11 protein-coding genes are annotated in these 15,821 nt (G+C 37.4%); 7 read left to right on the top strand and 4 right to left on the bottom strand.

Annotated elements, in window-relative coordinates; genetic code table 11:
• Positions 1 to 92 precede the first annotated feature (92 nt).
• Entirely contained in the window at positions 93 to 1,076 is a 984-nt protein-coding gene (locus BC6307_RS05690) for a LacI family DNA-binding transcriptional regulator (protein ID WP_066418736.1), read from the bottom strand.
• A gap of 253 nt (positions 1,077 to 1,329) precedes the next feature.
• Here BC6307_RS05690 and BC6307_RS05685 point away from each other — a divergent pair, with 253 nt between their 5' ends.
• On the top strand, positions 1,330 to 3,324 hold the full coding sequence (locus tag BC6307_RS05685; protein ID WP_066418735.1) for a S9 family peptidase: 1,995 nt from the start codon (positions 1,330 to 1,332) through the stop codon (positions 3,322 to 3,324).
• A 599-nt stretch (positions 3,325 to 3,923) separates the two neighbouring features.
• Here BC6307_RS05685 and BC6307_RS05680 read toward each other — a convergent pair.
• The 3 genes from BC6307_RS05680 to BC6307_RS05670 form a co-directional block, all read right to left on the bottom strand.
• On the bottom strand, positions 3,924 to 4,772 hold the full coding sequence (locus BC6307_RS05680; RefSeq protein ID WP_066418733.1) for an SAM hydrolase/SAM-dependent halogenase family protein: 849 nt from the start codon (positions 4,770 to 4,772) through the stop codon (positions 3,924 to 3,926).
• A gap of 142 nt (positions 4,773 to 4,914) precedes the next feature.
• On the bottom strand, positions 4,915 to 6,372 hold the full coding sequence (locus BC6307_RS05675) for a CoA-acylating methylmalonate-semialdehyde dehydrogenase (protein ID WP_066418731.1): 1,458 nt from the start codon (positions 6,370 to 6,372) through the stop codon (positions 4,915 to 4,917).
• Between the two features lie 21 nt (positions 6,373 to 6,393).
• Positions 6,394 to 7,755, bottom strand: a complete 1,362-nt coding sequence (locus tag BC6307_RS05670; RefSeq protein ID WP_066418729.1) for an aspartate aminotransferase family protein — start codon at positions 7,753 to 7,755, stop codon at positions 6,394 to 6,396.
• 211 nt (positions 7,756 to 7,966) lie between these two features.
• On the opposite strand from BC6307_RS05670, the gene BC6307_RS05665 reads away from it, so the two are divergent.
• From BC6307_RS05665 to BC6307_RS05640, 6 genes are all read left to right on the top strand, one after another.
• Complete coding sequence (locus BC6307_RS05665) at positions 7,967 to 9,595, top strand: PucR family transcriptional regulator (protein WP_066418725.1); 1,629 nt, start codon at positions 7,967 to 7,969, stop codon at positions 9,593 to 9,595.
• Between the two features lie 130 nt (positions 9,596 to 9,725).
• Positions 9,726 to 10,952: a M20 family metallo-hydrolase gene (locus tag BC6307_RS05660; RefSeq protein ID WP_235858214.1), complete on the top strand. Its 1,227-nt coding sequence runs from the start codon at positions 9,726 to 9,728 to the stop codon at positions 10,950 to 10,952.
• Between the two features lie 31 nt (positions 10,953 to 10,983).
• Positions 10,984 to 11,202: a hypothetical protein gene (locus BC6307_RS05655; protein WP_066418720.1), complete on the top strand. Its 219-nt coding sequence runs from the start codon at positions 10,984 to 10,986 to the stop codon at positions 11,200 to 11,202.
• Positions 11,202 to 12,713: a sodium:solute symporter family protein gene (locus tag BC6307_RS05650; protein ID WP_066418717.1), complete on the top strand. Its 1,512-nt coding sequence runs from the start codon at positions 11,202 to 11,204 to the stop codon at positions 12,711 to 12,713. The genes BC6307_RS05655 and BC6307_RS05650 overlap by 1 nt, the downstream gene beginning before the upstream one ends.
• 420 nt (positions 12,714 to 13,133) lie before the next feature.
• Positions 13,134 to 14,756, top strand: a complete 1,623-nt coding sequence (locus BC6307_RS05645) for an amidohydrolase (RefSeq protein ID WP_066421334.1) — start codon at positions 13,134 to 13,136, stop codon at positions 14,754 to 14,756.
• Positions 14,753 to 15,796, top strand: a complete 1,044-nt coding sequence (locus BC6307_RS05640; protein ID WP_169714872.1) for a C45 family autoproteolytic acyltransferase/hydrolase — start codon at positions 14,753 to 14,755, stop codon at positions 15,794 to 15,796. Before BC6307_RS05645 ends, BC6307_RS05640 begins: the two co-directional genes overlap by 4 nt.
• Positions 15,797 to 15,821 lie beyond the last annotated feature (25 nt).

Raw genomic sequence — 15,821 nt, 5'->3', positions numbered from 1 at the left:
TGAACCGGCTCTATAGCTTCGATACAGGAACCGGTTCCACGGATTAATTGTATTACGATTTTATTTGTATTGCAATCATTATTTTGAAAACGCTATACTTTTTTGACACTGTTCCCTTCTAGCAGTGTAAAGTCTGCTTTTTGGACACTCGGGACTTGTTCTTCATTAATGATGCTTATCATTGTTGTTGCCGCAAGATGGCCTGTTTCTTTATGCTTAAATTTAATGGTCGTTAAACGAGGCTCCGTAAATGTGGAATAAACATACCCACCAAAACCAGTTAAAGAAATATCTTCAGGTACATTTTTTCCTGTCTCTCTAATTGCTTTCATTGCACCTAACGCGATGTTGTCTGTTGCGCAAATTAGTGCCGTAAATTGTTGCTCCTTCATTATTTGCTTCGTCATTTTGGCTGCTTTGTCTATATCAAACTCGGTTTCATAAACGGTCGCAACATTTTTTCCTTCATGGAGCAGTCCATCTAAAACACCTTGTTTCCGTACTTTTCCTACGGCAACATCACGCTCATAAACTCCTAAATACACTACCTTCTCATGACCATGACCTGCCACGTACTTTCCGATTTCGTACCCTGCATTGTAATCATCAAAGACGATACAATGTACTGCGGGAGTTTCCTGACCGACGATTAAAACCGGTGTGTTCATAGACTGAATGACATTTATATGTTCATCCGTCATTTCTGTTCCAAAAAGGATGATGCCATCAACTTTTTGTCTTTCTAAATTCAGCAAACTTTCTATTTCTAATTCAATACTTTTACTCGTATTAATGATTAATGATGTAAATTGATTTTCTCTAAGTTTCTCATCTATTGCCATTAGGACTCTAGATGTTACATAGGAATCAAGAGCAGGTGCAATAACACCAATAAAGTTTGTTCTCTTTGACTTTAAACTTCTTGCAAAGGAATTAGGCTCATAGTTTGTTTCCTCAATGACTTTTTTTATTTTATCTTTTGTTTCCGGGCTAACTTGTCCACCGTTTAAATAACGTGATACCGTACTTTTCGCTACACCTGCTATTTTCGCGATATCATTAATTGTGACTTTCATTTTTGTACCCCCACACTACAAACCTTTACGTTCATAAACATTTTATTACTATAAATATACCTACTAAAGATCGTATGAACAAGTTGGAATATGAAACAGAAAAGATTTGTATAAAAGAAGAACTCTCAACAGAATATTTAGATTTTACGAAAAATTATATTTTGTTTCGCCTTTCGAAATGTTAAAATAGATTTATATTTTTTATTACATAGACAAGCGGACGGTAATCTGTCCCAACAAGGAGGAATACATAATGACAAAACGACCAATTACTGCAGACGATTTATGCCAGTTTAAGTTTGTAGGAGATCCTCAAGTATCCCCTAACAAAGACAAAGTAGCATACGTACTAACACATGTAGATCAAGAAAAAGATGGCTACTATTCTTATATTTACGTAACAGATCTTAATGGAGAAGGCAGAAAGTTTACATCTCATTATTCGAAAGATCATTTAGTGAAGGACGTTGCTCCTAAATGGTCTCCAGACGGTAGTTCCATTGCGTTCCGTTCCAACCGCACAGGAAAAAATCAAGTTTGGCTTCTACATACAGACGGTGGGGAAGCAGTTCAACTAACAGACGTAGTGCAAGGTGTTGGTGAATTCACATGGTCACCTGACGGTAAGCAGTTAGCTGTTACGGTTCATGGTGAGTTAAAATTGTCTACTGAAAAAGACGAAGAGAAGAAGGATAAAAGTGATGTAAAGGTGATCACAAGACTTCGTTACAAAGGTGACGGAGTTGGAATTTATAACGAAGATCGCAAGCATGTTTATTTATTTGATGTAGAAACAAAAGTTTTCACAAAAGTAACAGCTGGAGATCATGATTTTGGTCAAGCGCGTTTTTCTCCAGATGGAAAAAGCTTATTTTATGTTGGGACAAAAGCAGAAGATAAAGAGTGGGGTTACTTGCCGGCGATTTGGAAATATGATATTGCTTCAAAAGAAGAATCACTTTTCTATCAAGGAAATGGGTACGTTATGGCTCCTTCTTTTTCTCCAGATGGTAAATGGTTAGCAGTTGCGGGTCATACACGCGGAGAAAGAAGTCAAGGGAATGCGAATGTTCTTTTACTATCTGTTGAAACGGGTGAATTAAAAAATGTAACGGAGCATTTTGATTACACAGTAGGTAACCTTGTAGGCGTAGATGCGAAATATGATACGGCTGAAGGGCGTTTGATTTGGGATGAAACAAGTTCTAATATTTACTTCATCGCAACTGTCGGTGGCGACTGTCAATTGTTTAAAGTAAGTTTGGATGGGAAAGTTTCAGCTGCATTAACTCCTGGGGTAGCGTCGGTTACATCTTTTGATATCGTTAGTGACGATCAAGCTGTTGTTGTACTTGCAACTCCACATTCAACTGGAGATGTCGTAGTTCAAGATTTGAATAACGTGAAAAATTTTGTACAAGTAACAGATTGGAATAGCGAGCTTTACAATGAGGTTCATTTAAGCACTCCAGAAAACTTTCAATACAAAAGCACAGACGGCTGGGATATTGAAGGTTGGGTGATGAAGCCTTACGGATATGATGAAGGTAAAAAATATCCGATGATCCTTCAAATTCATGGTGGACCAGCAACTGCTTATGGGAATGGTTTACATCACGAAATGCAGCTAATGGCGGCGAAAGGCTATGTGGTTCTTTATACAAACCCACGTGGCAGCCACGGCTATGGACACGACTTCGTAAATGCTGTTATCGGGGATTACGGTGGTATGGACTATACAGATATTATGGCTGGTGTTGATTACGCGCTAGCAAACTTTGATTATATTGATCAAGAAGAACTGTTCGTGACGGGTGGAAGTTACGGTGGCTATATGACAAACGTTATCGTTACTCGTACAGACCGCTTTAAAGCAGCTGTTACACAACGCAGTATTTGTAACTGGCATAGCTTCTACGGAACTAGTGATATCGGCTTCTTCTTCACAGAATGGCAGCACGGTCACGCCGACCTTTGGGACGATTATGAAAAACTTATTAAACTATCACCTTTACATTATGCTCGTAACGTTAAAACACCAACGCTTATCCTACACAGTGAACAAGACTTACGCTGTCCAATGGAACAAGCAGAGCAATGGTATGTGGCGCTTAAACGTCTAGGCGTAGACACAAAGCTTGTCCGCTTCCCAGACGAGAACCATGATTTATCCCGCTCCGGTAAACCGAAACACCGATTAGAACGCCTTGAACATTTAATTGGTTGGTTTGAGGATAGAAGAAAATAAAAATTGACTGATTGGGTGTACATTTTCGATGGAAATACGGCTTTTCTACTTCTTCGTTGGAAGTAGGAGAGCCGTTTTATTTTGTTGTTCAACTAAATGCACGAGTTTTTTATCACCGGACAGCGTTTTATTTATCACCCACGGGCCTTTTTTTATCAACAACTTCGATTTTTTTATCAGCGCGGCCACTTTATTTATCAACGACTCCGGTTTATTTATCAACGCTCACCATTTATTTATCACTGACTCCAATTTATTTATCAACGCTCACCATTTATTTATCACTGACTCCAATTTATTTATCAACGACCTCGATTTATTTATCACCGCGCACAATTAATTTTGATACTGATTAAGTTGGCTTGGCTTCCGTACAACATCACGTTTGTTCTGAACAACATATTGAAGATTCTGTTCCACTTATCACAGTTTCTGTTCAACATGTTTGGATTTCTGTTCGATATCACAAGTTTTGTTCAACTCACCGCGGTTTCTGTTCCACTTCGCAAAGTTTCTGTTCAACATTTTTGAATTTCTGTTCAACAAACTAATATTTCTAAACCACACGTAGCAAATGCGTATTCTCAACCACATCCCACTCACGGATTATATTTTCTAATTTTAATCGTCCAATTAGATCCGGTTCCTATATTGTATGCCTTCGCGAAAGACCCTTGATTAATAGCAATGGCCATATTATCTAAGGAATTGACATATACGAGCGGTTGACCAATTCTTGTATCTGCAAACGAACGACCGTATGCCATTTGATTCAAATATACTTTTCGCTTCCCGTGTTTTATTTCCACTTCTACCATTTCTCCATATGAAATTCCTTGCGTTTCGAAAAGTTCACGACTGATGTTGCTCCAAAGGTTTCCGAATTGAATGTCTAAAATATCAATAATTCCAGTAATCTCACCGTCCTTCACTACGGCGTCATTGCAGCATAGTGTAACAATAGAGTCGACAGGCTGTAATGGGCCCACCTCTTCAAAAGATATTTTTCCAGACGCTAGCCTTGCAGCGGTGTAAGCATACACATCTCTTCCATGGAACGTATGGGATGCACCAGATTTAGGGAGTCGGTTCACGTTTTCATCTATTTCTCGCACTTCTTGAATCCCTACGTTGCGTTCAACATGAGATAAAGTGCCATTGTCTGGTGTAACGATATATTGACCTGCCATTGTTTTTGCTACCACACTTTTTCTGTCAGACCCAACACCAGGGTCGACGACAGATACGAATACTGTTTCTTCTGGCCAATAACTCACTGTTTGAAACAAGCGGTACGACGCTTCCCATATATTGAAGGGAGGAATGTCATGAGTTAAATTAAAAATAGAAAGAGTTGCATCTACTGAAAAAGCAACCCCATACATCGCGTTCACTGCCCCATCACTTAAACCAAAATCTGTTTGTAAAACTAACGCTCGACTCATCATACTTCTCCTTTCAATTTATAATTGCTTTTGAACATTTTATTCGCATAATATTAAAGGCATTCCTACGAGTTTTAATATCCTTTCCACACAAAAAAACACGTCCCTTCCATATTGGAAAAGGACGTGTTTTTTAAAAATAATATTACCATCTAGCCGTTAACATTTTTCTTCTCGTATAAAACTCTACTCCATCGGATCCATTTGCATGTAAATCACCGTAGAAGGAGTTTTTCCAACCTGAGAATGGGAAAAATGCCATTGGAGCTGGCACTCCGATATTTACTCCAAGCATACCTACCTCAATATTTTCTCTAAAGTAGCGGACACTACTTCCGTTTTGAGTGAATAAACAAGCCCCGTTTCCGAAATCAGACTTGTTCGTTAGTTCGATAGCCTCTTCTAAACTATCAACTCTTACAATGGATAAGACAGGTGCAAAAATTTCTTCCTTCCAAATTGTCATATCTGTTGTAACGTGATCAAAAATAGTTGGACCAATAAAGTATCCATCTTGATGATACGCTTCATCTTTACTTCCATCGCGGACTAACTGTGCACCTTCCTGAACACCTAAACGGATATAGTTTTCTGTGCGTTGTTTATGCTCGGGACGAATAACTGGTCCTAAAAACACATCATCGTTTTGACCGTCTCCAATTTTAATAGAGTCTGCACTATCCTTTAACTTTTGCAATAATGGATCTACAACGTCACCAACCGCAACGACGACAGAACATGCCATACATCTTTCACCTGCTGAACCGTATGCTGCACCGATAATTTCCTTTACAGCTGCGTCTAAATCAGCATCTGGCATGACGATAGAGTGGTTTTTCGCTCCCGCTAATGCTTGCACTCTTTTTCCATGTGCACTTGCTTCCTTATAAACATACTCTGCTACCGGTTGGGAACCTACAAAGGAAATCGCAGGCACGTCTTTATGTTCTAATAAACTATTCACTACATCATGAGCACCATGAACAACATTAAGTACGCCATCTGGTAAACCTGCTTCTTTAAACAATTCTGCTAATCTATTAGCTAGTAACGGTGTACGCTCACTCGGCTTTAATACAAATGTATTTCCGACAGCAATTGCTAGTGGGAACATCCAACATGGTACCATCATTGGGAAGTTAAATGGTGTAATACCTCCGACTACTCCAACTGGATATCGGTACATTCCAGACTCCATATTTGTTGCGATGTCAGGCAACTGTTTCCCCATCATAAGACTCGGTGCACCAGCTGCAAACTCTACACATTCAATTCCTCTTTGTACTTCACCGTATGCATCCTTATATGTTTTCCCGTTTTCTAATGTAATCAGTTTTGCTAGCTCATCCCAATTATCAATAAGCAATTGTTGATACTTAAATAGTACTCTTGCTCGCTTTGGAACCGGTGTTTTACTCCACGTTTTGAACGCTTCTTTTGCAGAGGAAACTGCTTGATAAACATCTTCTTTTGTAGAAATAGGTACTTGTGCTAATTCTTCTCCTGTTGCCGGATTAGGAACAGTTAGATATTGTGTTGCATTACTTTCTTTCCATTCTCCATTAATAAAATTGTTTAATTTACCAACTGTAGTTGTCGTCATATAATCTCTCTCCTCTTTTGTTTATTGATTTTCTTGAAATACTTTCTTTAAAACATCTACAATAAATTGTAAATCTTCATCTGTACTAGAAAGTGGTGGACTGAGTGTTAAAATATTGTTAAAGCCTGCTACCGTATCCCCGTTTTTACCTACAATTAACCCTAGGTCTTTACACTCTTTTATTATTTTTCCTATTCTTTCGGCACTAGCTGGTTCTTTCGTATCTTTGTTTTCTACTAATTCAATTCCCATTAAAAATCCTTTATGACGAATGTCCCCTACATACGGATGATTTTCTAACTCTTTTAACTCTTCGTATAGTCGATCCCCTAGCAACGCTGATCTTGCCACTAAATTCTCTTGTTCGATAATTTCGATATTTTTTATTGCTAGTGCACAAGCAGCCGGGTTCCCTCCAAATGTATTAATATGTCTGAAGTGACTATTTTCATTACTAGACTTAAATGCTTCATAAATTTCCTTTCTTACTGCGGTAACAGATAAAGGAAGATATGCACTAGTAAGACCTTTTGCCATCGTAATAATATCTGGTTTTATGTCGTAATGCATGAAGCCAAACATTTTTCCAGTTCTACCAAATCCACAAATTACTTCATCAATGATGAGAAGCACTTCATGTTTTTTACAAATTTCAGCTACTTTTTGTACGTAAGATTTATGTGGAATTAAAATACCTCCACCAGTAATTAGCGGCTCCATAATGACACCAGCAATCGTTTCTTTTTGTTCCCAAATGATTTTTTGCTCTAATTCTTCTGCACAGCGGATATTGTATTCCTCCACAGACTGCCCTTTTGGTCTTCTATAATTATCAGGTGGCGCTACATGAAGAAACCCTGACGATAATGGTTCGTATTTATATTTTCTCAACGCTTGACCAGTAGCTGATAGCGCACCCATGGAACTACCATGATACGCTCGGTAGCGAGAAATAAACTTATACTTCGATGGTGACCCCTTTTGCTCATGGTATTGGCGAATTAGTTTGAACGCTACTTCATTCGCGTCTGACCCACTATTACTATAAAAGAAAACGTATTCATTATTTAAGTACTCATTTAATTTTTCACCTAACTGGATTGCTGGCACATGACTTTGTGTCATCGGAAAATATGCCAACTTTTTTAACTGCTCATAAGCAGCGTTTGCTAATTCTTCTCTTCCATACCCTACATTTACGCACCATAACCCTGACATACCGTCTAAAAATTTGTTCCCGTTATGGTCTGTAATCCACGATCCTTTTCCCTCATCAGCAATTAAAGGTGTATGGTTTTGCGAATAAGGAGTAATATGGTGCCAAATATTTTCCTTGTCTTTTTCTACAAGTAATTGTTTATTTTCTTTTACATCGTTACTCATAATGATTTCCTCTCCAATCACATAATTTTACGTATTGTAAAGTTTGCTCCTACATACTACCTATTTTTACACCCTCCTATTAACACACTAATACTTTTCATTGACACATAGTGATGTCTATTTAATAATTAATTTACAGACTATTTTAACTTTTTTCATTTTACACTTTGTAAAATGATTTCCATTTTCCTTTTACAAACAGGAGGGATGCATGTTGAAAAAAGATTATATACTTACCGTTCGAGATGTGTTAAACAGAGATACATTTCGTTTTGCGAAGCTACTTGCTGGTGAAGGAGGTTTAGATAAACAAATAAAATGGGCCCATATACTTGAATCGAAAGACTTTGAATCCTTATTAAATGGTAGCGAATTAATCCTCACTACTGGTGTTGGACTTCAACTAGATTCCCCAAACAAAAAAACGTATGAACAACTCATAAAAAAGAATGTAAGTTGTCTTTGTATTGAAAAAGGCGCATATTTTCATAGCCTTTCCCCAGAGATAAAAAAGCTAGCAGATAAACATAACTTCCCAATTATCGTTTTTGAAAAGGTCGTTAAATTTGTTGATATTACATTAGATTTACATACATTAATCATTAATCAACACTACCAAATGTTAAGCCAATTAAATGAGATTGCAAAAGAGTTCACTGACTTATCTTTAACTCATAATGGTACGTTGAAAATATTGCAAAAGTTATCAAACTACTTACAAAAAAAGGTGATGTTTATTACAAAAGAGGAACAATCCTTCCATTATCCACCTGAGTCTAAATCATTCGAAGTGATGGTACGTTCCAACTATCATAAATTACATCAGATGAAAAAATCCGAGATATTAACAATTGAAAAAGAGGAAATATTAATTTATCCTTCTATCGGGTTAGGGCAAGTATGGGGCCATATATGCGTGGAAGTAAATTGTGATGATGATAATGAATTTATCGTTTCCGTTTTAGATCGTTGCGCATCTGCCATCGCACAAATTTTATTACGAAATCGAACAATCGAGGAAAGAAAACTAAATCAAGAAGATGAAGTCGTCCAAAGTTGCATCCAAGGTAAAAATTATCCAATTGAAGAATTAATGACGCTTCTCTCTTTACCAAATCAGTTTAAACATGAGTATCAATTCCGGACAATCGTTATTCAAACAGACTTCGAAACGACGATTTCCTCGGACAATGAATGGGAGGAACTGAAATTACAATTATCCCTTTCGATCCGGACCCTTTATTCTCAACACAATTTTTTACCAATAATTTCGGTAAGAAAAAATCAAATTGTTATTATTTGTTTTTCTCAAATAAAAGAGTCTGTAACTGACAACAAAAACAAACTATTACAAGTAACAAAAAAAATCTTTTCTAGCATTTCCAATAAATTACATAACGCACAATTTGGGATTAGTAGTTTAATTACCGATGTTTCTAAACTAAAAGACTCGTATTCTGATGCAAAGAAAAGTATAAAGCTCCAGGAGACTAACATCATCACCTCACCTTTTTATGAAGACATCGGTATTCATCATCTTTTCTTTCAGCTAGAAAATAGGAAAGAATTAGATGCATTTGTTGAACAATACATTGGACCATTAATTCAATACGATAAAGAAAATGGGAGTGAGTTACTTCTTACTCTTTCGACGTATTTAGATTGTCTCGGTTCTAAGAAAGAAGCCGCAGAACAATTGTTTATTGTACGCCAAACTCTTTATCATAGATTAGAAAAAATTCATCAATTACTAGGTAAGGATCTTTTACAACCAACGAATCGATCTGCTATTGAGGTCGCAATAAAAGCTTACTACTTTCAATTAAGTAAGTCTTCATAATGTACAAAGTGTAAAATTGTTTCCCCTCCTATTTGACAGTTTGGTAGGTGAGTAAAAAGGTATTTTTCAATTATATTTATTATTAAACATTTCTGTATATTAAGAAAATAAATAAAAAGAGGGGATTTCATTGATCAATTCAAAACGTCTAGAAGATAGAATCACGAAACTCGCCAACATTGGGAAAGTTGGTGAAACGGGAGTTTCTCGCCTTGCTCATTCAATAGAAGACAAAAGAGCAATGGACCTTGTAGCCTCTTGGATGGTCGAGGCGGGGATGAAAACAGAAATAGATTGTTACGGAAATGTTATCGGTGTGTATGAAGGTACTTCCCCTTCTCTACCACGATTAGTTTTAGGATCTCACATTGATTCACAACCACGGGGTGGTAGGTTTGATGGAACGATTGGTGTCATCGGTGCGATCGAAGTAGTTCAAATACTGAATGAATCTAACTTAACTTTTGAAAGATCCATCGAAGTAGTAGCGTTTTCAGATGAAGAAGGAGCTAGATTTAACAAAGGTTTATTCGGTGTAAGAGGATTAACAGGTAATCTAACTGTAGAAGATCTTTTACGAAAAGATAGTGACGGCATCTCTAGAAAACAAGCATTAGAAAACATTGGAATTACAACAAATGAAGCATTCCCAGTTCGTTATACGAGTGATAATGTGTTTGCTTTTCTTGAAATGCATATTGAACAAGGACCTTTATTAGAAAGCAAGGAGTTGCCAGTTGGAATCGTTCAAGGAATTTCTGGACCCCTTTGGTTAACGGTAGAATTTAGAGGTCACTCTGGGCATGCAGGAAGTGTACCGATGAATTTAAGAAAAGATGCATTAGTTGGAGCTGCAAGAGTTATCTATTTATTTGATGAATTATTAAAACAGGATGAAACTATTCCTACTGTAGGTACGGTCGGCTACATAGAGAATTTCCCGAACTCTCGAAATAGTATTTCTGATCGTGTTACGTTTACAGTTGATTTACGGGATATATTACCAGAACGTCGGGATTTATTTGAACAAAAGCTTTACGAAATAATTGCTGAAACGGTAGAAGAATATCAGCTTGATTATTCAATTTCAGTAGATACAAATAGTGAGCCTAAATATTGTGCTGATTGGATAAAAGATATTTTAAAAGATGAGCTGCAACAAATGGATCAGGTACCTTATGAATTGATGAGCGGCCCATTCCACGATGCATTAATGATGGCAGAGATAAGTCCTTTCGGGATGATTTTTGTACGATGTAAGGACGGTTTAAGTCACCATCCAAATGAATACGCTTCCATAGACGATATTACAACAGGGACCAACCTTCTCTATAAAGCAGTTCTTAAAATACTGTAAAATCCAAGTTTCAACAAAGGAGGAAATGTGTATGAAAGCTACGTTTAAAATGCCTAAAACAGGAAAAGGCTGGGCTTGTTTTGCTTTAATTTTATTTACAATCGCCCTAGGTGGATGGCCCGTTGTTCCTTTCCTAAATACTGAAACGCTTGTCCTTGGAATGCCCATTATAATGGCATGGTCTATTTTTATTATCTTTTTCACCACGTTAATGATGGTGTTTATCGATAAAATTGGAGGTGCAGATTGATGGAAATGTTTATCCCTCTAGCAATTACATTATCATACATGGTGATAGCCGTTATATTAGGGTATTCTTCCGGTAAAGGCCGTAATATGAACAGCGTCGAGGAATGGGGTGTTGGGAGCCGAAGCCTCGGACCAATTATTATGTACTTACTAATTGGAGCTGGTGGAGTAAGTGCTTATACGTTCATGGGTTCTCCAGGTTGGGCCTATTCAAAAGGTATACCCGCTCTTTACGTTGTCGTGTATTTAACGTATATGGGAATAATCGCTTGGTATTTTGGCCCAAAAGTTTGGGAGTTGGGTAAAAAGTTCAAACATGTAACACAATCAGCAGCTATTTCCGATCGATATGAAAGTAAATCTCTCGGTGCATTAGCTTCGTTTGTTACTTCTATCGGAATTCTTGCTTATGCCGTCATTCAAACTACTGGTTCTGCCTATATTTTAAATGTTATGAGTTACGGAAAAATCCCTACATGGGTTGGTGTTTTCCTTTCTTTAGGAGTCATTTCTATTTATTTGTACCGAAGCGGATTACGAGCTATTAGTATTACAAATGCTTTCCAAGGTGGACTAATGTTATTTGTTTCCTTTTTTATCGGCCTTTGGGCTACAAATCAATTTACAGGGGGTTATTCTTTCCGTCCTATCTTTGAACGAGTGAAGGAAGATATTCCACAATTTTTAACGCTACCAGGTGGGTTAGGTGATATGAGTGTCACTTTCTGGACTACTTCTATTTTAGTTTCTGTATTTTCGATTTGGCAAACTCACTGGATTCAATGGATGGGAGCAAAATCTAGAAGCTCCATTCGAAGAGCAGCTACTTTACTTCCGACTTATTATATTGTATTAATACCAATGATTGTAGTTGGTTTTATCGGTATTTTTGCTTATCCGAATATCGCAAATCCGGATCAAGTTGCCATTACGTATGCATTAGAAAATATGCCTATTATCGTGGCAGGTTTACTTGGAGCAGGAACGTTAGCTGCCTCTATGTCATCTAGTGAGCCATGTGTTCACGCAACAGCATTAAGTTATAGTAAGGACATTTTACAACCAGCATTTAAGTGGAGTGATGACAAGGCTGGAATATGGACGAGAAGACTTATATTCCCTATCATGTTTTTTATCATTGCGCCAATTTCTATAATGCAACCAGCTAGTTTAGTCTACATTTTGTTAATCGGTTACGGTTTTATTGCCCAAGCATTTCCGTCTATCGTTGGTATGTTCTTCTGGCCAAGAGCGACTAAACATGGTGCTTTCTGGGGGATATTTGCTGGATTCGTCATTACAGTATTATTCTCCTTCGTTATCGCTCACCCACTAGGGGTTCATGCAGGTATTTGGGGACTATTAGCTAACTTCACTATTTTCATCGTTGTATCGTTAATGACTCAACCAGTAACAAGAAACACAGTCGAAAAATTCTTCCCAGACATGGTGGATGAACTATACGACAATAACATACCAACCGACCCTTCTATTCAAACGAAGCTAAATTAAATCACTAGTAACAATTACTATATTAAGAGGCTAAGACATAACAGAAATTATCATAAAAAAACGAACTATCGCAGTATTAGCGGAGGAAATATACGGAGACTCCAGCGGGAGGAAAGGCATAGGTGAGACCCCGCAGTGCTTTAGCACGAGGAGGCTCACCAGTACGAAAAGTGAAGGTGGCTCGCTCTGGCCCGACAAGCATAAGACAGACGCTGCAGTTGGGCGTTCTTTGCCCAACGGAAGTGACTGGCTTATGTCTCGAGGGCCAAGCCGCCGTAACTAGACACGCCCGCGGAAAGCGAAGTATATTTCCGGAGCGGGTTTTTCCACTCTACTATTTTGTTCGTTTTTACTTTTGATACATATAGTTATGTCCCCTCCTTCCCTTTCTATTATAAAATTACTAGGAGGTATGACTAAATGAATAACAACTATTTATTTTTTAACGGTGAAGTAATTACAGTGGACAACAATAACGCTATAAAGCAAGCTGTTTTCGTTAAAGACAATAAAATTATCGCTACTGGTACAAATGAAGAAGTGCTAGCATTAAAAGATGACCAAACAGAATTAATAGATTTAGAAGGAAAAACATTAATGCCCGGTTTCATAGATTCACATATACATATTACTATGTATGGTACGAATCAACTATCCGTATCTTGTAAAAGTGAATCCGTTCAAACGATAGACGACTTACTGACCGAGTTAAAAAATAGTGCGTTACATACAGAAAAAGGGAAATGGGTTAGAGCTTGGGGGTTTAATGACACAACGATTGCAGACAAAAGATTCCCTACTCTTGAAGAGCTAGATAACGTTTCTTCTGACCACCCAATTATGGTCATTCGTGCTTGTGGACATATATCCGCTGTAAATAGTTATGCTCTCCGTTTAGCTGGTATTGATAAACATACCCCAAATCCGGAAGGTGGAAAAATTGACAAACATGCAAATGGTGAATTGACAGGACTTTTACTTGAAAATGCACATATGAACATGTTTAGCATCGCTGCCTTTTCTGACGAAGAAATAGAAAAAGCACATGAAATCGCTTCGAACCATTTTGCAGAAAAAGGGATTACATCCATTCATGATGCAACTGGCTACGGATTAAATAATTTGCGATTATTACAACAATCTACCTTAAGCGGAACGATTAAACAAAGAGTTTATGCAATGGTTGGGTCGCTAAGTGATGCACACGAAATTGTAAAACATATAAATGAGTCTGGTATATCTACCGGTCTAGGTAACGAAAAATATCGTCTTGGTCCAGTCAAATTATTCCTTGATGGCAGTAGCAGTGGTCCCACTGTTTGGACTAGAGAACCGTATACAAGTGATCCGAATAACTATGGAATTCATTACTATACACAAGAGGAAGTCGATGATTTATTTATTCCTGCTCATAAAAACGGTTGGCAATTTACTGCACATGCTCAAGGCGATGCTGCTATTGATATGTTACTTAACACTATCGAAAAGGCTAATGAGCTTTACCCACGTAAAAATACAAGGCATAGAATTGAACATGCTGGAATTGCAACACCAGATTTAGTGAAGAGAATGAAAGAACAAAATGTAGTTCCTACACCTAATCCAGCTTTTCTCCATGAATATGGCGATGGCTATGTGAAAAATTATGGCGAACGCGCGTATCAGATGTTTCCGTTAAATGATTATCTTAAAGAAGGTGTTCCGGCAGCCATTTCATCTGATTGTCCTGTTACTGATTTTACTCCTATTCAAGGAATTCATTCCGCGATAACTAGAAAGTCTCCATCAGGTGAAATAATTGGTGGAACGCAAAGAGTATCGCTGTTAGATGCTATTCGGATGTATACGATTAATGGTGCATATGCTTCATTCGAAGAAAATATTAAGGGTAGTATTGAACCTGGTAAACTAGCAGATTTGATTCTTTTTGATCGCTCCTTATTAAATTGTGAAACCGATGAATTATTGGACTCAGCCATTGAATGGACGATGATAGATGGTGAATTCGTCTATAGTAAAAAAAATGAGGTTGCTTACAAATGATAAACAAAAGCGAAACCGCCATTCGGTTATCTGGCACTGCGTATAACATAGGATTTGATCATGGCAAACTGGCAAAGGAAAAAATACATGTTAGTCTAGCCACGTATGAAAAAATGTTCTTTGAGAACGCTGCTCTTACATGGAAAGACGCAACAAATCGTGCTTTGTTACATGTAAATGCCATTGAAAAATATAATGATAAGTTTATAGAAGAAATTCAAGGTGTTGCTGACGGTGCAGATGTTTCATTCGAAGATATACTAGCACTTAATGCTAGAAGTGAGATCGCGTTAGTAATGCTAGATGGGTGTACTTCTTTTGCATTAACCGATCCAAAAACTTCTGACACATGGCTTGCTCAAAACTGGGATTGGAAAAGTGCTCAAGCCCAATCTTTAGTCCACCTTTCTATAGAACAAAAAGACTACCCAACGATTAATATGGTGACAGAAGCTGGTATTATCGGTAAGATTGGCAGTAATTCAGAGGGAATTGGTGTTTGCTTAAATGCGCTTGTTACCGATACGTGGGAACCGAAAGTACCAATACATTTAGGATTAAGAGCAGTATTACAGTCTGCTACCTTTGAAGAAGCACTTTCTAAGGTGGAGGAAAACCAACTCGCATCCTGTGCCCACTTTTTAATTGGGTCAAAATCAACTCAACTAGCTAGTGTAGAGGTTTCACCACACCATACGGTCAGTCGCACAACTAATAGTGGGATCTTAACTCATACAAATCATATATGTGACGAATCATTAAAAAGAAAAGTAAATGAAGATATTCTTCCTGATTCTCTCGAACGATTAAGTACGATGGACAGCTTATTACAAAATACGAAAATAACTAATGAGGCAGACTTATTTTCCTTACTATCTAATCATCATAATCATCCGTATTCTATATGCCGCCATGAATGTAACGATGATAATGTACCTTACAACAAAAGAATGGAAACGGTATTTAGTATCGTAATGAACTTAACAAATAATGAATTAACATGGATCAAAGGAAAGCCTTGTGAAGTTTTAGTAAAATAAAAGAAGTCTGTGCTCCAGTAACTTA

It is taken from the genome of Sutcliffiella cohnii (assembly GCF_002250055.1).
Lineage (GTDB): Bacteria > Bacillota > Bacilli > Bacillales > Bacillaceae_I > Sutcliffiella > Sutcliffiella cohnii.
The sequence above is the reverse complement of the archived record's forward strand: the minus strand, read 5'-3'. Positions and strand labels throughout refer to the sequence as shown.